Origin of the sequence: Skermanella sp. TT6, from assembly GCF_016653635.2 — a bacterium.
GTDB lineage: Bacteria > Pseudomonadota > Alphaproteobacteria > Azospirillales > Azospirillaceae > Skermanella > Skermanella cutis.
On sequence record NZ_CP067420.1, the window covers coordinates 3177138 to 3196486 of the forward strand.

A 19349-nucleotide genomic window follows, 5' to 3' on the forward strand; every position below is an offset into this window, starting at 1 on the left:
TGGCCTTCCTCCCGGTGCACCCCGCCCGGACATACGGCTCTTCCGGTGACGGCAGGTCTCCTGGCTCGCAGGTCCCGGTCGGACGCCGATGCCTTCCCGGCCCGTCAGGGACCAGTGGCTTGATGCCGGCGCAGACTCGCTGCTTACAGTTGCGGGGGCAGCCACGGATTAGGTCCCCTGGGGGGTCCGCCGCACCGTGTTCCCTATTAATCCCCCTCGACTCTCGCTCGGGGGAACCTGTCACCGGAGATGAAGCTAGAGGGCAAAGCGTCCGCCCGTCAAGCTTCCGTGTCTCACCCGCCGCCCCCCGCCCGGCGGAGTCAGCGCCGCAGCAGGACCGATGCCGCCTCGTCCCGGGCTTCCCACCCTGCCCGCTCCAGCTCGGGATCGATGTGCTCCTCGACCGGCAGGCCGACGCAGAGATAGGCCACCAGGGACCAGGTGGCCGGCACGTCGAGCGCCTGCCGGACGATTTCCGGATCGAGGATCGACACCCAGCCCGTGCCGATGCCGTGCGCCCGCGCCGCCAGCCAGAAGGTATAGACGGCGGTGACCGTCGAGTAGCGCAGCATCTCCGGCATGGTGCGCCGGCCGAGGCCGTGGCCGCGCGTGGTCTCGTCGTAGTTGAAGACGGCGATCTGCACCGGCGCATCGTTCAGGCCGGCCAATTTCAGCGTCGCGTAGAGCTGGGCGCGCTCGCCCGTGTAACCGCCCAGCGCCTCGGCGTTGCAGCGTTCGAAAGCGTTGCGAACCACGGCACGGCGCCCCGGATCGTCGACGCGGACGAATCGCCACGGCCTGCTGTAGCCGACCGACGGCGCCAGCGCCGCGACCTGGACCAGCCGCTCGATCAGGGCCTCGTCGATGGGATCGGTCCGGAAACGGCGCACGTCGCGGCGCCAGCGGAACAGGTCTTCCAGCCGCTCCTGAAAACCCACATCGAAAGTCGGGACTTTCCTCATGCCGGGAAGATGAACGAGCCGAGGGCGTCGCGCAAGCGCGCCACCCCTGCGGCATCGGGCGGCAGGCCGAACCTCAGCCAGTCCGGCCGCGGCTCGAACGGGCGGACCAGGATCCCGGCCCGGCCAAGATGCTCGAACAGCGCGGCGGCATGGGCGGTGCGGGTCAGGCGGTAGAGATCGGTCCCGCCAACGTTTTCCAGCCCGTGGGCTCCGAGCAGGCCGTCGAGGTCGCGCGCGGCCGCGGCGAGGCGGCTTCGGGTCTCCCCGATCCAGTCACTGTCGGTCAGCGCCGTGGCGCCGACCTCCAGCGCCGGTCCGGCCACCGCCCAGGGTCCCAGGTGATCCTCCAGCGCCGACACCAGGCCGGGAGGGCCGAGCGCGAAGCCGAGGCGAAGCCCGGCGAGCCCGAAGAACTTGCCGAAGGATCGGAGGACGCAGAGCCCCGGCCGGCCGGCGGCCGAGGCGACGCTGATCGTCGGCGCCACGTCGGCGAAGGCCTCGTCCACCACGAGCAACCCGCCCCGCGCGGCCTGCCGTTCGGAAAGCGCCAGGAGCCGGTCCGGATCCACCTGCCGGCCGTCCGGGTTGTTGGGGTTGGTCACTATGACGCAGGCGGCGTCGGCGGCCTCGTCGAGCGTTTCGCACACCGCGACGTCGTGGCCGGCGAGGCTCCAGCAGCGGGCGTGCTCGGCATAGGTGAAGCCCAGGATCGCCGCCCGGCCCCGCGGCATCAGCCGGGGCACCGCCTGGATCAGCGCCTGAGATCCCGGCGCCGCCACGACGGCGGCGGGTTCCGCGCCGAAGTATCGGCCTGCGGCGGCGAGCAGCCCGTCGAGCGCGTCCCGATCGGGCAGGCGGGTCCAGGCATCCGGACTCGGCGCGGGCACCCGGATAGGCCAGGGATTGATGCCGGTGGACAGGTCAAGCCACCTCTCCTTTGGGCGGCCGAATCGGGCCTCGGCCCGGGCGAGGCCGCCGCCATGGTCTCGGACCCGTTCCGGAACCGGCGCATTGTGGATTGACGCTGATGCGGGGGGACCGTAAGACTGCTGACCCATGGACATTGGTTCCTTTGCGTCCCCGTTCGGGCGCGAGGTGAAAAGGGAACACGGTGCGGCCGGGCTGTAAAGCCGTATGCCAAATCCGTGGCTGCCCCCGCAACTGTGAGCAGTGAGTCGGTTCCGGTTTCACGCCACTGGCCCAGATCGCGGGCCGGGAAGGCAACGGCCCCGACGGCGACCTGCGAGCCAGGAGACCTGCCGGTGTCGCTCGCAACAACAAGGGACCGGGCGGGGTGCACCGGTGAGAGAGGAACGATGAACGCGATCGCCAAACCCTCCCAGGAGCCGACACAGGCTTCGTCCGAAAAGCTCGGCGTCATGCTGTGCGGCCACGGCAGCCGGGACACCGGCGCCGTGCAGGAGTTCGCCGTCGTGGCCGGCCAGCTCCGCGCCAGGCTGCCGTTCGACGCGGTGGAGTACGGCTACCTGGAATTCGCCAAGCCGATCATCCGCGACGGCCTGGACAAGCTGCGCGCCAAGGGCGTGACGAAGGTGCTGGCGATCCCCGGCATGCTGTTCGCCGCCGGCCACGCCAAGAACGACATTCCCTCGGTGCTGAACGCCTACCAGGCGCAGAACGAGGGCATGACCATCCATTACGGCCGAGAGCTGGGCATCGACCTGAAGATGCTGCGGGCCGCCGGCGACCGGGTGGCCGAGGCGCTGGCCCTGGCCGGCGGCGACGTGCCGCGCCACGAGACGCTCCTGATGGTGGTCGGCCGGGGCTCCTCCGATCCGGACGCCAACTCCAACGTGGCGAAAGTGACCCGCATGCTGTGGGAGGGGATGGGCTTCGGCTGGGCCGAGACGTCCTATTCCGGCGTCACCTTCCCGCTGGTCGAGCCGGGGCTGGAGCACGCAGCGAAGCTGGGCTACCGGCGCATCGTGGTGTTCCCGTATTTCCTGTTCACCGGCATCCTGGTCCGGCGGATCTACGATTACGCCGACGCCGTGGCGGCGCGCCACCCCAACATCGAGTTCATCAAGGCCGGCTATCTCAACGACCATCCGATGGTGCTGGAGACCTTCTCGGACCGCGTCACCGAGATCCTCGAGGGAACCGGCAACATGAACTGCCAGATGTGCAAGTACCGGGAGCAGGTCCTGGGCTTCGAGGCGGAGGTCGGCCTGCGCCAGGAAAGCCACCACCATCACGTGGAAGGCATCGGCACCGGCGAGGCGCACGGCCACGATCATGGGCATTCCCACGGGCATCACCATCATGACCACGGGGACCATCACCACGCCCATGGCCATGCCCATGACTACGGGCACTCCCACGGACATGATCACGCGCATGGTCACGGCCATTCCCACGACCACGGCGGCGCCGGGCACCATCATCATCCCTACCCCCATGCCGACCATCCGCTGGGGCCGAGGAGCATGACGAAGCAGGCTCGCGACTGATCCGGTGATGGACTATCTGCGTGACCCGGCGGAGATCTACCGCCGCTCCTTCGCGACCATCGCGGAGGAGGCGGATCTGTCCGGCCTGCCGCCCGACGTGGCGGAGCTGGCGACCCGCCTGATCCATGCCTGCGGCATGGTCGATCTGGTCCGCGACCTCGCCTGGAGCCCCGACGTCATGTCTGCCGGTCGGACGGCGCTGGCCGCGGGGGCCGCCGTCCTGACCGACGCCCGCATGGTCGCTTCCGGCATCATGGCGTCGCGCCTGCCGGCCGGTAACCCGGTGCTGTGTACCCTGGCCGAACCTGCGGTGCCGGCGCTGGCCGCGGGGCTGGGCACCACCCGCTCGGCCGCCGCCCTGGATCTCTGGCTGCCCCATCTGCAAGGGGCGATCGTCGCGATCGGCAATGCCCCGACCGCCCTGTTCCGGTTGCTGGAATTGCTGGACGCCGGAGCTCCCCGCCCGGCGGTGATCCTTGGGTTCCCCGTGGGTTTCGTCGGCGCCGCCGAGTCCAAGGCCGAGCTGGCCGCCGACCCGCGCGGCGTTCCCTTCGCCACCGTCCGCGGCCGGCGCGGCGGCAGCGCCATGGCGTCGGCCGCGGTCAATGCGCTCGCGATCGGAGCTTCGGCATGACAGGCTCCGCCGGAGCGTGGCTGTCCGTCGTCGGCATCGGCGAGGACGGCTTGGACGGCGTGTCTCCGGCCGGCCGCCGGCTGATCGATGCCGCCGAGATGCTGATGGGCGGCGAGCGTCACCTCGCCATGGTCCCCGACGACGGGCGCGAGCGGCTGGCCTGGCCCTCCCCGTTCAACGAGGGAGTCGAGCGGTTGATGGGTCTGCGCGGGCGCAGGGTCTGCGTGCTGGCGAGCGGCGACCCCATGGACCACGGCATCGGCGCTACACTGGCGCGCCGGATACCCGCCGGCGAGACGATCGTCGTCCCGGCGCCGGGTGCCTTCGCCCTGGCCTGCGCCCGGATGGGCTGGCCCCGGGCGGAGGTCGAAACCCTGTCGCTCCACGGCCGTCCGGCGGCCTTGCTCCATGCCTATGTCCACCCCGGCGCCCGCCTGCTGATCCTGTCCGAGAACGGCGCGACGCCGGGAGTGATCGCCGGCCTGCTGCGGCAGCGCGGCTATGGCGGCAGCCGGATCACCGTGCTGGAGCACCTGGGCGGGCCGCGGGAGCGGTGCCGCGAGTGGCGCGAGCCGGACCTCTACGCCGACCTGAACACGGTCGCGGTCGAATGCGTCGCCGAGCCCGGAGCGCCGCTGCTGCCGCGGACGCCGGGATTGCCGGACGAGGCGTTCCGCCATGACGGCCAACTGACCAAAAGGGAGGTCCGGGCGGCGACGCTGGCGGCGCTGGCACCGGTTCCCGGACAGCTCCTGTGGGACGTGGGGGCCGGCTGCGGCTCCATCGCCCTGGAATGGATGCGCCATCATCCCGCCTGCCGCGCCGTCGCGATCGAGCCCCGCGGCGACCGCCTGGCCCTGATCGCGGCGAACGCCGAGGCGTTGGGCTGTCCCCGTCTCGCCATCGTCGAGGGCAAGGCGCCGGCGGCCCTGGCCGGTCTGTCGGCGCCGGACGCGGTCTTCATCGGCGGCGGCATCACGGCGCCAGGATTATTCGAGACCTGCTGGGAAGCGCTGCCCCCCGGCGGCCGGCTGGTCGCCAACGCCGTCACCATCCAAGGCGAAGCGGTGCTGACCGGGGCCTATGCCCGGCTGGGCGGCAGCCTGACCCGAATCGCGATTTCCAGGGCCGAACCCGTCGGCCCGTTTTCCGGCTGGCGTCCCGTGATGCCGGTCACCCAACTGGCGCTGATCAAGACATGAGCGGAACCCTCTACGGCCTGGGTGTCGGGCCGGGCGACCCGGAGCTGATTACCCTGAAGGCCTTGCGCCTGCTGCGGTCCTCCACCGTCGTCGCATATCCGGCACCGGAGCATGGCGACAGCCTGGCCCGCGCCATCGTCGCCGGCCATCTGCCCGGCGGGCAGACCGAAGTGGCGATCCGCATGCCCATGCTGGTCGAGCGCTTCCCGGCGCAGGAGGTCTATGACCGCGCGGCGGCGGAACTGGGCGACCACCTGGCGGCGGGACGCGACGTCGCGGTCCTGTGCGAGGGCGATCCCTTCTTCTACGGCTCGTTCATGTACCTGTTCGGCCGCATGGCGGAGCGTTTCCCGGTGCAGGTGGTGCCGGGCGTGTCCTCCCTGACCGCGTGCGCCGCCGCCCTGGGGGCGCCGCTGGCAGCCCGGAACGACGTGCTGACCGTGGTCCCGGCGCCGCTTCCGGCCGACCAGCTGCGCGAGCGGCTGGCCCAGACCGACGCCGCCGCGATCATGAAGCTGGGGCGGCATTTCGCGAAGGTGAGGGACGTGCTGGAAGAGCTGGGCCTTGACAGCCGGTCGCGTTACGTGGAGCGCGCCACCATGGCGAACCAGCGGCTGCTGCCGCTGGACCAGGTGGACGCCGATTCCGTTCCCTATTTCTCGATGGTGCTGGTCCACCGCCGGGGTGAGGCCTGGGCATGAGCGCACCTGTCTTCGTCGTCCTGTCGCAATCCGGGTTGGAGGTCGCGTCCGGCGCCCGGACCGTCCTGCCCGGCGCCGAGATCCACGGGCTCGCCCACCGGGTCGCCGGGGCGGACAAGGATTTTTCCGCCACGCTCGACCATCTGCGGGCGCTGTTCTCGGCCGGCACGCCGATCATCGGCGTGTTCGCCGCCGGCATCCTGATCCGCGCGCTGGGTCCGGTCCTGTCGGACAAGCGCGCCGAACCTCCCGTCCTGGCCCTGGCCGAGGACGGCAGCGCGGTCGTCCCGCTGCTGGGCGGCCATCACGGCGCCAACGACATGGCGCGCCGGCTGGCGGCGGCGCTGGGCATCGAGCCGGCCATCACGACCGCCGGCGACCTGAATTTCGGCGTGGCGCTGGACGAGCCGCCGACCGGCTGGCATCTCGCCAACCCGGAGGACGCCAAGCCCTTCACTGCCGCCCTGATGGCCGGAGCACGAGTCAGGCTGGAGGGCACGGCGCCCTGGCTGACCGGCACCCGCCTGCCCTTCTCGGCCGACGGCACCCTGACGCTGCGCATCACCGAGCGGGCCGAGGCCGGCTCCGAAACCTGCCTCGTCTATCATCCTCCCGTGCTGGCGGTCGGCGTCGGGTGCGAGCGCGGCGCTTCGGCGGAGGAGGTTACGGCGCTGGTGCGCGAGACCCTGGCATCCGCCGGCCTGGCCAAAGGGGCCGTGGCGGCGCTTTGCTCGATCGACGTCAAGATGGACGAGCCGGCGATCCATGCCGCCGCGGCCGACCTGGGCGTGCCGGTCCGCTTCTTCGACGCCGCGCGGCTGGAGGAGGAGGCGCAGCACCTCGCCAACCCGTCCGACCTGGTGTTCCGCGAGGTCGGCTGCCATGGGGTCGCCGAAGGGGCTGCGCTGGCGGCATCGGGCGGAACGCTGCTGGTGCCCAAGCGGAAGTCGGCGCGGGCGACCTGCGCCGTCGGGCTGGCGCCGGCGCCGCTCCATGCCGACGCCATCGGGCGACGCCGCGGACGGCTCTCGGTCGTCGGCATCGGACCGGGCAGCGACGGCTGGCGCACGCCGGAGGCGGACAGCTGGCTGGCGAGCGCCACCGACCTCGTGGGATATCATCTTTACCTGGATCTCCTCGGCGAACTGGCGGCCGGCAAGCGGCGGCACGGTTATGAGCTGGGGGCCGAGGAGACGCGGGTGCGCGTCGCCCTCGACTTGGCGGCGGAGGGCCGCGACGTGGCGCTGGTCTCCAGCGGCGATGCCGGCATCTATGCCATGGCGACGCTGGTGTTCGAACTGGTCGAGCGCGAGGAGCGGGCCGACTGGGCGCGGCTCGACATCGCCGTCACGCCCGGCATCTCGGCGCTCCAGGCCGCCGCGGCCCGGGCCGGCGCTCCCCTCGGTCACGACTTCTGCACCATCTCCCTGTCCGACCTGCTGACTCCCTGGCCGGTGATCGAGCGGCGGATCCGCGCCGCCGCCGAGGGCGATTTCGTGATCGCCGTCTACAACCCGGTGTCGCGCCGGCGCACGGAGCAGCTTCCGGCCATGAAGGCGGTCCTGCTGGAGCACCGTCCCGCCGCCACGCCGGTGATCCTGGCCCGCAACCTGGGGCGTCCGGGGGAAGCCATCGCCGTGACGACCCTGGCGGCCCTGGACGTGGCCGACGTGGACATGCTGACCCTGGTGCTGATCGGCTCCAGCGAGACCCGTGCGCTGCCGCGCGGCGACGGCGGCACCTGGGTCTATACACCCCGCGGCTACGCCGCGAAGCATCCGGACGAACGATCCTCATGACGGTTCACTTCATCGGCGCGGGTCCCGGCGCCCCCGACCTGATCACGATCCGCGGGCGCGACCTGATCGCCCGCTGCCCGGTCTGTCTCTATGCCGGGTCGCTGGTACCCCCCGAGGTGGTGGCTTATGCGCCGGAGGGCGCCCGGGTGGTGGACACCGCCCCGCTGACGCTGGACGATATCCTGGCCGAGATCGAGGCCGCCCATGCCGACGGCAAGGACGTGGCGCGGGTCCATTCCGGCGATCCCTCCCTCTACGGTGCGATCGGCGAGCAGATCCGCCGCCTGAACGCGCTGGGCATCCCGTACGACATCACCCCGGGCGTGCCGGCCTACGCCGCCGCCGCCGCCCTGTTGCGGACCGAGCTGACGCTGCCGGAGGTCTCGCAGACCGTCATCCTGACCCGCACGGCCATGAAGTCGTCGCCGATGCCCAATGCCGAGACGCTCGAAGTCCTGGGCCGGTCGGGCGGAACGCTGGCGATCCATCTGTCGATCCGCAACATGACCAGGATCGTCGAGGAGCTGTCGCCCCACTACGGCGTCGACTGCCCGGTCGCGGTGGTCTACCGGGCGACCTGGCCCGACGAGCAGGTGATCCGCGGCACGCTGGCCGACATCCGGGAGAAGGTGCGCGAGGCGAAGATCACCCGCACCGCGCTGGTGATCGTCGGCCGCGTGCTGGCGGCGGAGGATTTCCGCGACAGCGCGCTCTACGACCCGGAGCACGTCCATGTGCTGCGGCCCGAGCGCAAGGTCCGGTGAAGCCACTCCAGCGCTTCCTCCGCGGTGGCGGCGCGGGGTCCGGCCGGCGGCGCGGGACGGCGCACCAGGATGACCGGGATTCCCAGTTCCCTTGCAGCGGCCAGCTTCGGCCGGCTGGCGCCGCCGCCGCTGTTCTTCGCGACCACGACGGTGATGCGGTGGTCCGCCAGCAAGGCCCGTTCGGCATCCAGGTCGAAGGGACCGCGCCCGGCCACCAGCGCGATGTTGGGCGCCGGCTGCTCCAGCGGGTCGATGACGCGCGCCAGGAACCAGGCGTCGGCGCGCGACGCGAAGGGGCCGAGTTCCTGGCGGCCGACGGTCAGGAACGCGCGGGCGCCGTTCGGCACCGCCGCCACGGCGGCTTCCATGTCGTCCACCTCGATCCAGCGGTCACCGGGTCCGGCCACCCATCCCGGCCGCACCAGAGCCAGCCGGGGCACGCCGGTCCGCCGGCAGGCCTCCTCCGCATGTCGGGAGATCGTGGCGGCGAAGGGGTGCGTGGCGTCGATGACGGCTGCGATGGCATTGTCCCTCAGATAGGTCGCCAAGCCCTCGACCCCGCCGAAGCCGCCGACGCGGACTTCTCCCGGCAGGGCGGCCGGGGCGCGGGTGCGGCCGGCCAGGGAAGTGACCACCGCCATGCCCTCCAGGCTGCGGGCCAGTTCCGCCGCCTCCGTCGTGCCGCCGAGGATCAGCACCTTGCCGGGATCGGTCGAGACGAAGCCGGCACGCCCTTCCAGTCCGCCCTTGCGATCGAACACGAGCACTTCCACGTCGGTGCCGCAGTCTCTCAGCGTGTCGAGCGCCACCGCCCGCGCGCGGGCCGCGACGAGGTCGGCAAGCGGAAGGCCGGCGGCGACCGCATGGGTCAGCACCTGGTTCGCGGTATTGGAATGTCGGGTGCGTTCGATCTCGTCGGGCGAGGCGCCCAGCTCGGCCATTCGGTCGGCAAGCCAGTTGAAATCGACTTGGCTGCGGCCCGAGTGAAGGTCCAGGAAACCCTGGGCCATTTTAGACAATTTACCGAAACCGCCCGCGATCGTCAAGCGCGGCACGGGATGGCGGCGCAGATACTTCAGCATTCCCCCGGCGAAATCTCCCATGTCGAGCAGCGCCAGGTCGGACAGCCCATGGAGCCGCTGGACCGCCTGCTCGGAGGTGGATCCGGTCGAGCCCGCGACATGGCCGATCCCGTTGGCCCGCGCCACGTCGATGCCCCGATGGATGGAGTGGATCCAGGCCGAGCAGGAGAACGGCACCACGATTCCGGTGGTCCCCAGGATCGACAGCCCGCCGACGATACCCAGGCGGGGGTTCCAGGTCTTGAGCGCGATCTCGGCGCCGCCCGGGATCGAGACCTCGATCACCACGTCGCCCGCGTCGCCGTGGGCAGCCGCCAGTTCGGCCACGGCCTCCGACATCATGCGGCGGGGAACGGGGTTGATCGCCGGCTCGCCGGGCGGGATCGGCAGGCCCTCCTTGGTGACGGTCCCGACGCCCTCGCCGGCCCGGAACGTGACGCCGGTTCCCGGAGCGCCGCGGCCGACGGTCGCGATCACCAGGGCGCCGTGGGTCACGTCGGGATCGTCGCCGGCGTCCTTGACCACGCCGGCGGCGCAGCGGTCCGGGCCGCGCGCCTCCCACGCCAGGGCGAAGGCGGGGGTCTCCCCGCCCGGCAGGCGGATCGTCACGGGGTCCGGGAACTCTCCGGTGAGCAGCGCCGCGTAGGCCGCGCGGGTTGCGGCGGTGGCGCAGGCTCCGGTCGTCCAGCCGCGGCGCAGGGGACGATCGGGGACGTCTTCCGGTTTGTCGGTCATGGCGTGGCTTATAGACGCGGTGTAAAGTGGCGGCAATGATCCCCTCATCCCCACCCCTCCCCTTCCCCGAGTTCGAACCCGGCTGGGTCTGGCTCGCGGGCGCCGGCCCGGGAGATCCCGGACTGCTCACCCTCCATGCCTGGCACGCGCTGCGCCATGCCGACGTGATCGTCTATGACGCGCTGGTCGGGCCTGACATCCTGGGTATGGCCCGGCCGGAAAGCCGGCTGGAGTTCGCCGGCAAGCGCGGCGGCCGGCCGTCGCCCAAGCAGCCCGACATCTCCCGGCGGCTGGTGGAACTGGCCCGTCAGGGACTGCGCGTCCTGCGCCTGAAGGGCGGCGATCCCTTCGTGTTCGGGCGCGGCGGCGAGGAGGCGCTGATGCTGGTCGAGCACAAGGTGCCGTTCCGCGTGATCCCCGGCATCACCGCCGGGATCGGCGGCCTGGCCTATGCCGGCATCCCCGTGACCCACCGCGACCGGAACCACGCCGTGACCTTCATGACCGGGCACAGCGCGTCGGGGCTGGTGCCGGACACGATCGACTGGACCGCCGTGGCGCGCGGCTCGCCGGTGATCATCATGTACATGGCGCTGAAGCACCTCGCCCTCATCGCCGACCGCTTCATGGAGGCCGGGCGCCCGCGCAACCAGGCGGTCGCGATCGTGACCAACGCGACCCTGCCGAACCAGCACGTGCTGGAGACGACCCTGGAGCGCGCGGCATCGGACGTGGCGGAGCACGGCATCGAGCCGCCGGCCATGGTGGTGGTCGGAGACGTGGTGCTGCTCCGGCCGGCGCTGGACTGGCTGGGCGCCCTGTCCGGCCGCGTGCTGACCACCAGCGGCGTGGCTGGCTGAGGCCGTGGCGGCACCGGGGCTCGTGCTGGCGGCTCCCGCCTCGGGCAGCGGCAAGACCGTCACGGTCCTGGCGCTGCTGAGGCATTTCAGCCGGTCGGGATTGCAGGTGGAATCGCGGAAGGTCGGACCGGACTACATCGACCCCCTGTTCCACGCGGCGGCCAGCGGCAGGCCCTGCCTCAACCTGGACCCCTGGGCGATGCGCCCGGGCACGCTGGCCCGGCTGGCCGAGGCCGACGCGGAACTGCTGGTGATCGAGGGGGTCATGGGCCTGTTCGACGGGGCAGCGGACGGGTCCGGCTCGACCGCGGACCTTGCGGTGCTCGCGGGATGGCCGGTCGTGCTGGTGGTGGACGCCAAGTCCCAGGCGCAGTCGGTCGCGGCGCTGGTCCATGGCTTCGCCAGCTTCCGGCGGGACGTGACGGTCTCCGGGGTGATCCTGAACCGGGTCGGCAGCCCTCGGCACGGGGCCCTGCTGCGGGCCGCCCTGGAGCCGCTCGGCATCCCGGTACTGGGCGCCCTGCCGAGGCTGGAGGCGCTGGAGCTGCCGGACCGCCACCTGGGACTGGTGCCCGCCGGGGAGCATGCGGGGCTGGACGCCTTCCTGGACCGGGCGGCGGATGCCGTGGCCCGGCATGTGGATACCGCGGCCCTGCGCCGGCTGGCCCGACCGGCCGAGTTTCCCGCGGAGGCAGGGGACACGATGCTGCCGCCGCCCGGGCAGCGCATCGCCGTGGCCCGCGACGAAGCCTTCGTCTTCGCCTACCCGCACCTGCTGGCGTCCTGGACCGCTCAGGGCGCCGAGCTGGTGCCGTTCTCCCCCCTGGCGGACGAGGCGCCGGACGGTCGGGCCGACGCGGTCTTCCTGCCCGGGGGCTATCCGGAACTTCATGCCCGGCGGCTCGCCGGGGCCGCGCGGTTCCTGGACGGCACCAGGGCGGCCGCGGAGCGCGGGGCCGTGGTCTATGGCGAGTGCGGCGGCTACATGGTGCTGGGCAGGGTGCTGGAGGACGGCGACGGCGTCCGACACGCCATGGCCGGGCTGCTGCCGATTGAGACGTCCTTCGCCAAGCGCCGGCTGCACCTGGGCTATCGCGAGGCGGTGGCGGTCTCGGCGACGCCGTTCGGCCCCGGCGGCACGATGCTGCGCGGCCACGAGTTCCACTATGCCAGCATCACGGCTGAGGAAGCCGATACTCCGTTGTTCCGGGTCCGCGACGCGAACGGCGCCGACCTGGGCGGCATGGGCACTCGGCGCGGCACGGTGATGGGATCGTTCCTCCATGTGGTGGACGCCGGGGAATGAACCAGGACGCCGTCCTCCTTCTGGCCCTGGCGATCGACGCGGCGTTCGGCGAGCCGGCCTGGATCTATGCCCGCCTGCCCCATCCCGTCGTCCTGTTCGGAAGGCTGGTCGGCCTGCTGGACCGGATGCTGAACCGCGATGGCTGGAGGCCGGCGGCGCGGCGGCTCGCGGGCGTCGTGGCGGTGCTGGGGCTGCTGGCCGTGACCGCCGGCCCGGCCTGGCTCGCCAGCCTGGCTTTCGAGGCCATGCCGTTCGGCTGGGTCCTGGAAGCCCTCCTGGCGAGCACGCTGATCGCCCAGCGGAGCCTCTACACCCATGTGGCGGTGGTGGCATCGGCGCTGGAGAGCGAGGGGCTGGCGGGAGGGCGACGGGCGGTGTCCATGATCGTCGGGCGCGACCCGGAGAGCCTGGACGAGCACGGCGTCTGCCGCGCCGCCATCGAGTCCTGCTCGGAGAACTTCTCCGACGGGATCGTGGCGCCGGTGTTCTGGTTCGCGGTGCTGGGGTTTCCCGGACTGGTGGCCTACAAGGCGATCAACACGGCGGACAGCATGATCGGCCATCGGACCCCGCGCCATCAAGCCTTCGGCTGGGCGGCAGCGCGGCTGGACGATCTGGTGAACCTGATGCCGGCGCGGCTGGCCGGCCTGTTCATCATCCTGGGCAGCGCCGTCGCCCTGCGGGGCAAGCGGCTGCGGCGCGCCCACGCGGCCTGGAAGACCATGCTGCGCGACGCCGGCAAGCACAAGTCGCCCAACGCCGGCTGGCAGGAAGCCGCCATGGCCGGCGCGCTGGGACTCGCGCTGGCGGGGCCGAGGCGCTACGGGGCCGTCGTGGTGGACGATGCCTGGATGGGCGAAGGTGGCCGGCGGGAGGCGACCTCCGACGATATCCGCCGGGCGCTCCGCATCATGGCATCGGCGTGCGGCATCCAGGCCGGGCTGATCGCGACGCTGGCGTTCCTTTTGTAGGTCGGCGTTCGCCCTTCGGGCAAAGGCCGACCTACGAAACCGCGAACAACCCGTCCAGGTCCAGGTGGGTTTCCAGATGCCGGGCCAGCGCGTCCAGGGTGGCTTCGACCGTGTCCTCGTAGTTCAGGCCGGTCGCGGCGCGGTCGCGGATGGCGGAGAGGAAGGCGTGGCGGAAGCCGTCGGCCGAAAACATTCCATGGACGTAACAGCCGCCGATGCGGCCGTTCGGTGAGACGGCGCCCTCGGGGCGGCCGGAAAGGTCGAGCATCGGGTGATCCAGGGCGGGGCCTGTGGTCCGGCCGATATGCATCTCGTAGCCGCGCAGTTCCGCCCCGCTGGCGAGGTGCCGGCCGGCGACCTCGACCAGGGTCTTGGGGCCGTCCAGGATCGTTTCGAGATCGAGAAGACCGAGGCCGTCCACGGCGCCGGGAGCGCCTTCGGTGCCCGCCGGGTCGTCCAGGCGGCGGCCCAGCATCTGGAAGCCGCCGCAGATCCCGAGCACGTGCCCGCCCCGGCGGACATGGGCGGCGAGGTCGATGTGCCAGCCCTGGGCGCGGAGGAATTCCAGGTCGGGGATGGTCGCCTTGGTCCCCGGCAGGATCATGAGGTCGGCGTCGCCCGGCAGCGGCCGGCCCTGGGGGATCATCTCGACCGTGACGTCGGGTTCCGCGCGCAAGGGATCGAGGTCGTCGAAATTGGCGATCCGGGAGAGTTGCGGCACGGCGATCCGGATCGCGCGGCCTTCGGTCGTCCGCCGCGAGGACAGGGCCAGCGCGTCCTCCGGCGGCAGCCGGTCGGCCTCGGCGAACCAGGGGACCACGCCTAGGCTGGACAGGCCGGTATGCTCCCGGATGAGCCGCAAGCCGTCGTCGAACAGGCTGGTGTCGCCGCGGAACTTGTTGATCAGGAAAGCCTTGAGCCGCGCCCTGTCGGCCGGCGGCAGGACAGCGCAGGTGCCGACGATGCTTGCGATCACGCCGCCGCGCTCGATGTCGCCGATCAGGACGACGGGCAGGTCGGCGGTCTCGGCGAAGCCCATGTTGGCGATGTCGCCGGCGCGCAGGTTGACTTCCGAAGCGCTTCCCGCGCCCTCCACCAGGATCAGGTCGGCGTCCCGGCCCAGGCGGTGGAAGCTTTCCAGCACGGCGGGCATCAGCTCGCCCTTGCGGGCCTGGTACTCGCGCGCCTTCATGGCGCCGATCACGCGGCCCTGCACCACCACCTGGGCGCCGATGTCGGTCTGGGGCTTGAGCAGCACCGGATTCATGTCGGTGACCGGAGCCACCCGGCAGGCACGCGCCTGGAGCGCCTGGGCGCGGCCGATCTCGCCGCCGTCCGCCGTGACCGCCGCGTTGTTGGACATGTTCTGCGGCTTGAACGGCCGGACCCGGAGGCCCCGGTTCGTGAAGGCGCGGCACAGCCCGGCGACGATCATGGACTTGCCGACGTCGGAGCCGGTGCCCATGAACATGATCGCGCGCGGTGGGCGAGGCATGGTCAAAACTCGATTCCCGCCTGGGCCTTCACGCCGTCGCGGAACGGGTGCTTGACCATGGTCATCTCGGTCACGAGGTCGGCGATCTCCAGCAGCTCGTCCTTGGCGTTGCGGCCGGTCACGATCACGTGGGTGTCCTCCGGCTTGGAGCGGAGCACCTCGAGGACTTCCTCCAGCGGCAGGTAGTCGTAGCGCAGCACGATGTTGAGTTCGTCGAGCAGCACCATCTTGTAGTCGGGGTTGCGGATCAGGCTGACCGCCTGGTCCCACGCGGCGCGGGCGGCGGCGATGTCGCGCTGGCGGTCCTGGGTCTCCCAGGTGAAGCCCTCGCCCATGGTGTTGATGGTGACCTGGTCGGAGAAGCGCTCCAGCACGACCCGCTCCCCGGTCTCCCACTTGCCCTTGACGAACTGCACGATGCCGACCTTGAAGCCGTGGCCGATCCCCCGCATCACCATGCCGAGCGCCGCGGTGGACTTGCCCTTGCCCTTGCCGGTGTGGACGATCAGCAGGCCCTTCTCCAGGGTCTTGGTCGCGATCATGCGGTCGCGGGCGGCCTTCTTCTTGGCCATCTTCTCCGCGTGCCGAGCGTTGATCTCCTCCTCGGTCATGCCTTCGGTCTTCATGGCGTCTCTCCCCGGCTCAAATTCTTCAGCGTATCGTAAGCGGCATTGGACTTCGGGCGCCACAGCCCGCGATCCTGGGCCTCGGCCAGCCGTTCCGCCATCTCGCGGAGCGCGGCGGGGTTGGCCCCGGCCATGAAGTCGCGGACCTGGGCGTCGGCAACATAGGCGTCGAACACCGCGTCGAAATGGTGGTCCCGGACGCACCGCGCCGTCGCGGCGAAGGCGAAGAGGTAATCGACGGTGGCGGCCAGCTCGAAGGCCCCCTTGTAGCCGTGGCGCATGACCCCGGCGATCCATTTCGGATTGACCACCCGGCCGCGGACGACGCGGGCGATCTCCTCCTCCAGGGTGCGGACACGGGGGCTTTCCGGGCGGGAGTGGTCGTTGTGGTAGACGGTCGGCGCCTTGCCCGACAGGGTCCGCACGGCGACGCTCATTCCGCCCTCGAACTGGTAATAGTCGTCGCTGTCCAGCAGATCGTGCTCCCGGTTGTCCTGGTTGTGCAGGACGGCCTGGACGAAGCCGAGCCGGGTTTCGAACAGGGCCCGCTCCGGCGCCCCGTCCACCCCGCCGCCATAGGCGTAGCCGCCCCAGGCGAGATAGGCCTCGGCGAGGTCCTTCTCGGTCTCCCAGCCGCGCTCGTCGATGAGGGCCTGGAGGCCGGCGCCGTAGGCCCCCGGCTTGGAGCCGAACACCCGGTGGCCGGCCCGGCGCCGGGCCGCGGCGGGATCGACGCCGGCCTCCGCCAGCGCCGCGGCGTCGGCGCGGACGCGGGCCGCCAGGGGGTTCACGTCGTCGGGCTCGTCCAGGTCGGCGATGGCCCGGGCCGCGCTGTCCACCAGATCCATCTGCGCCGGGAAGGCGTCGCGGAAGAAGCCGGAGACCCGGAGCGTCACGTCCACGCGCGGCCGGTCCAGCACGCCGGCCGGCATGATCTCGAACCCTGTCACCCGGCCCGTGCCGGTGTCCCAGGTCGGCCGGGCACCCATCAGGGCCAGCGCCTGGGCGATGTCGTCGCCGCCGGTCCGCATGTTGGCGGTGCCCCAGGCCGACAGCGCCATGGTGCGGGGATAGTCGCCGTTCTCCTGAAGGTAGCGGTCCACCACGCGGGAGGCGGATTTCCAGCCCAGGTGCCAGGCGGCGGGCGTGGGCACGGCGCGGGTATCGACGGAGTAGAAGTTTCGCCCGGTCGGCAGGACCTCCGGCCGGCCCCGGGTCGGGGCGCCGGACGGGCCGGGCTCCACGAAACGGCCGTCCAGCCCCCGCAGCAGCCCTTCCAGCTCGGCGGCGCCGCAGGCGGCGACGGTCGGCCTAAGGTCCGACAGGATGTAATCCAGGACGACGCCGGCGCGGGTCCATTCCGGCTCCGCAACGGCATCGCCGGCGACCAGCCGCCGGGCCAGTTCCTCCAGCCGCTCGACGGTGTCTCCGTGGCTGCGCCAGACGCCGCCGGTGTCGAGGGCGGCCGGGCGCGGACCCGTCCAGGGCTCGGCCATGGCGCAGTCCAGCGGATCGAAAGCAAGCTCCAGGTCCGCCGCCAGCGCCCGGATCAGGGAGGCGTCCCGCCCCTCCCCCTTGCCGCGGGGCAGCCGGGTCAGCGCCACCAGCAGGTCGGTCAGCAATCCTCCCTCGGGAGACTCCCCGAAGACATGCAAGCCGTCGCGGATCTGGAGTTCCTTCAGCTCGCACAGGTGGCTGTCGAGCTTCGCCAGGGCTTCCTGCGGCTCGTCGTCCCGGCCGACGCCGCAATCCACGTCCAGGCCGGTCGCGGCGCTGAGTTCAAGGATGCGCTCGCGCAGGACGGCGATGCGGCGCGGATCGACGCCCGCCGCCTCGTAATACTCGTCCACCAGCATTTCCAGCTCGCGGAGCGGGCCGTAGCTCTCCGCCCGGGTCAGCGGCGGGGTCAGGTGGTCGATGATGACGGCGGCGGCCCGGCGCTTGGCCTGGGTTCCCTCGCCGGGATCGTTGACGATAAAGGGATAAAGGTGGGGGACGGGTCCCAGCGCCACCTCCGGGAAGCACGCCTCCGACAGGGCCAGCGACTTGCCGGGCAGCCATTCCAGATTGCCGTGCTTGCCGAAATGCACGACGGCGTGGGCGTCGAACTCCCGGCGGACCCAGGCGTAGAAGGCCAGGTAGGCATGCGGCGGGACCAGGTCGGGGTCGTGGTAGGTCTTGGACGGGTCGATCTGGTATCCCCGCGCCGGCTGGATCGCGACGGCGACGTTGCCGAACCGGACCGCGGGCAGCAGGAACCGCCCGTCCCGCACGTACGGGTCCCCCTCCGCCGCGCCCCAGCGTCCGGTGACCGCGGTACGCACGGCTTCGGGCAGGCTCGCGAAGAACGTACGGTAGGCATCAAGGGGCAGCGTCTCGGAGACCGCGCGCCGGTCCAGCGCCGTCAGGTCGTTGGTCACGCCGGCGCCGATCCGCTCCATCAGCGCGGCGGAATCCGGCGGCGCCCCGGAGACCGCGTAACCCGCCTCGGCCAGGGTCCGGAGCGAGCGCGCGACGCCCGCCGGCGTGTCGAGGCCGACGCCGTTGGCGAGGCGGCCGTCGCGGTTCGGGTAATTCGCCATGACGACCGCGACGCGGCGCTCTGCCGGCGGAGTCCGGCGCAGCCGCGCCCAGGAGGCCGCCAGGGAAGCCACGAACGCGACGCGGTCGGCGACCGGCCGGTAGGACAGCACCCAGCTCTGGGTCGCCTCGTGGCGCCGGGCCTCCGCCTTGAAGCTGACGGCGCGGGTGATCAGGCGCCCGTCCACCTCCGGCAGGGCCACGTTCATGGCGATGTCGCGGGCGGACAGGCCCGTCGTGCCGCCACGCCACGCCGCTTCCGATCCGCCGGAGAACACCACCTGAAAGACCGGGCAGTCCGAGCCGTCGAACGGAGTCGCCGACCGCGCCGCTCCCGGCTGGGACACGGCGAAGGAGGTCGCGTTGAGGATCACGTCGGGTCCGGCCCGCGCCAGCAGGTCGGCGACGATGCCTGCCGCGACCTTCTCCTTGAGGCTGGTGGTCGCGATCGGCAGGGCGTTGATCCCCGCCTCGCGCAGGGCGTCTATCAGCGCGTCGATGACGGCCGTGTTGGCCGCCTGCTCCAGCGCGCGGTAGAACAGGACGGCCGCGACGGGAGCGCCCGGCGTCCAGGCCCGGCTCAGGTCGTCGAGCCCCGGCCGGTCGCGGCCCGGCCAGTAGATCCCGGCCCGCATCAGCGGCACCGGCTCCCGCCAGTCGTCGCCGCCGCGGCCGATCAGCGACGCCGCGTAGCGCAGCAACCCGGCGGCGTTCTCGACGCCGCCCTGGACGCAGTACTGCCACAGCCGGTGGACCGCGTCGCCCGGCAGGGTCGAGAAACGGGCCAAATCCGGGTCGGGCTGGTCGTCGCCGGGCAATACCGCCAGCGCGATGCCGCCGCGCCGGCAGGCGTCCGCCACCTGCTCGATCCCGTAGGGCCAGTAGCGCTCTCCCCCCAGCAGGCGGACCACCACCAGCTTCGCCCGGGACACCACCCGATCCACATGGAGGTCGACCGAGAGGTTGTGGCCGAGCTGGAGCAGGCTGGCGAGGCGAAGGCTCGGGAAGCCGGCCCCGAGCCTGTCATGGGCCGATGCCAGGCAGGCGAGTTCGGTGTCAGCGGCCGACAGGAAGACGATGTCGCCCGGGGTCTGGCCGAGATCGACAGCCTCGCTGCCGTCGGAGACGGTTCCGGGCTGGGCGGCCAGCAGATGCATGGCG

15 protein-coding genes and 2 riboswitches are annotated in these 19349 nt (G+C 71.8%); of the genes, 9 read left to right on the forward strand and 6 right to left on the reverse strand.

The window, feature by feature from the left end; genetic code table 11:
- Window positions 1-33 precede the first annotated feature (33 nt).
- A riboswitch (cobalamin riboswitch) is annotated at window positions 34-257 on the reverse strand.
- 63 nt (window positions 258-320) lie between these two features.
- Complete coding sequence (bluB, locus tag IGS68_RS15035; protein WP_371821775.1) at window positions 321-938, reverse strand: 5,6-dimethylbenzimidazole synthase; 618 nt, start codon at window positions 936-938, stop codon at window positions 321-323.
- A 20-nt stretch (window positions 939-958) separates the two neighbouring features.
- Window positions 959-2026: a threonine-phosphate decarboxylase CobD gene (gene cobD / locus IGS68_RS15040; RefSeq protein WP_371821776.1), complete on the reverse strand. Its 1068-nt coding sequence runs from the start codon at window positions 2024-2026 to the stop codon at window positions 959-961.
- A riboswitch (cobalamin riboswitch) is annotated at window positions 2010-2240 on the forward strand. It overlaps the preceding gene by 17 nt.
- 38 nt (window positions 2241-2278) lie before the next feature.
- Here cobD and IGS68_RS15045 point away from each other — a divergent pair.
- Genes IGS68_RS15045 through cobM form a run of 6 tightly spaced genes read left to right on the forward strand, consistent with a single transcriptional unit; the run spans window position 2279 to window position 8533 of the window.
- Complete coding sequence (locus IGS68_RS15045; RefSeq protein ID WP_247880861.1) at window positions 2279-3433, forward strand: sirohydrochlorin chelatase; 1155 nt, start codon at window positions 2279-2281, stop codon at window positions 3431-3433.
- 7 nt (window positions 3434-3440) lie between these two features.
- Window positions 3441-4067 carry a precorrin-8X methylmutase gene (locus tag IGS68_RS15050; protein ID WP_201070469.1) on the forward strand — a complete coding sequence of 209 codons (627 nt, stop codon included), beginning with the start codon at window positions 3441-3443 and terminating at the stop codon, window positions 4065-4067.
- Window positions 4064-5269, forward strand: coding sequence for a precorrin-6y C5,15-methyltransferase (decarboxylating) subunit CbiE (gene cbiE / locus IGS68_RS15055; protein WP_201070472.1), 1206 nt, complete (start codon window positions 4064-4066; stop codon window positions 5267-5269). Before IGS68_RS15050 ends, cbiE begins: the two co-directional genes overlap by 4 nt.
- Window positions 5266-5970 (forward strand): precorrin-2 C(20)-methyltransferase, encoded by a 705-nt coding sequence (locus IGS68_RS15060; protein ID WP_201070475.1) that lies wholly within the window; start codon window positions 5266-5268, stop codon window positions 5968-5970. Before cbiE ends, IGS68_RS15060 begins: the two co-directional genes overlap by 4 nt.
- The gene (gene cobJ, locus IGS68_RS15065) at window positions 5967-7769 is read left to right on the forward strand and encodes a precorrin-3B C(17)-methyltransferase (protein WP_201070490.1); all 1803 of its coding nucleotides are present in this window, start codon (window positions 5967-5969) and stop codon (window positions 7767-7769) included. Before IGS68_RS15060 ends, cobJ begins: the two co-directional genes overlap by 4 nt.
- Window positions 7766-8533 (forward strand): precorrin-4 C(11)-methyltransferase, encoded by a 768-nt coding sequence (gene cobM / locus IGS68_RS15070; protein WP_201070493.1) that lies wholly within the window; start codon window positions 7766-7768, stop codon window positions 8531-8533. The genes cobJ and cobM overlap by 4 nt, the downstream gene beginning before the upstream one ends.
- On the opposite strand, the gene IGS68_RS36320 is transcribed toward cobM, so the two are convergent.
- Window positions 8482-10350 carry a cobalt-precorrin-5B (C(1))-methyltransferase gene (locus tag IGS68_RS36320; RefSeq protein WP_371821777.1) on the reverse strand — a complete coding sequence of 623 codons (1869 nt, stop codon included), beginning with the start codon at window positions 10348-10350 and terminating at the stop codon, window positions 8482-8484. The genes cobM and IGS68_RS36320 overlap by 52 nt on opposite strands.
- A 35-nt stretch (window positions 10351-10385) precedes the next feature.
- Between IGS68_RS36320 and cobA the strand changes: the two genes are divergently transcribed.
- Genes cobA through cbiB form a run of 3 tightly spaced genes read left to right on the forward strand, consistent with a single transcriptional unit; the run spans window position 10386 to window position 13487 of the window.
- Complete coding sequence (gene cobA / locus IGS68_RS15085; RefSeq protein WP_201070496.1) at window positions 10386-11210, forward strand: uroporphyrinogen-III C-methyltransferase; 825 nt, start codon at window positions 10386-10388, stop codon at window positions 11208-11210.
- A gap of 4 nt (window positions 11211-11214) precedes the next feature.
- Complete coding sequence (locus tag IGS68_RS15090) at window positions 11215-12516, forward strand: cobyrinate a,c-diamide synthase (RefSeq protein WP_247880863.1); 1302 nt, start codon at window positions 11215-11217, stop codon at window positions 12514-12516.
- Window positions 12513-13487 (forward strand): adenosylcobinamide-phosphate synthase CbiB, encoded by a 975-nt coding sequence (gene cbiB, locus IGS68_RS15095; protein WP_201070499.1) that lies wholly within the window; start codon window positions 12513-12515, stop codon window positions 13485-13487. Before IGS68_RS15090 ends, cbiB begins: the two co-directional genes overlap by 4 nt.
- A gap of 31 nt (window positions 13488-13518) precedes the next feature.
- Here cbiB and IGS68_RS15100 read toward each other — a convergent pair whose 3' ends face one another.
- The 3 genes from IGS68_RS15100 to cobN are packed head-to-tail and all read right to left on the reverse strand — an operon-like array spanning window position 13519 to window position 19345.
- The gene (locus IGS68_RS15100) at window positions 13519-14982 is read right to left on the reverse strand and encodes a cobyric acid synthase (RefSeq protein WP_201070501.1); all 1464 of its coding nucleotides are present in this window, start codon (window positions 14980-14982) and stop codon (window positions 13519-13521) included.
- Window positions 14983-14984: 2 nt separating this feature from the next.
- A complete protein-coding gene (gene cobO, locus IGS68_RS15105) occupies window positions 14985-15608 on the reverse strand; it encodes a cob(I)yrinic acid a,c-diamide adenosyltransferase (RefSeq protein ID WP_247880865.1) in 624 nt (207 codons plus the stop codon).
- Window positions 15605-19345, reverse strand: a complete 3741-nt coding sequence (gene cobN, locus IGS68_RS15110) for a cobaltochelatase subunit CobN (RefSeq protein WP_201070504.1) — start codon at window positions 19343-19345, stop codon at window positions 15605-15607. The genes cobO and cobN overlap by 4 nt, the downstream gene beginning before the upstream one ends.
- Between the last annotated feature and the right edge of the window lie 4 nt (window positions 19346-19349).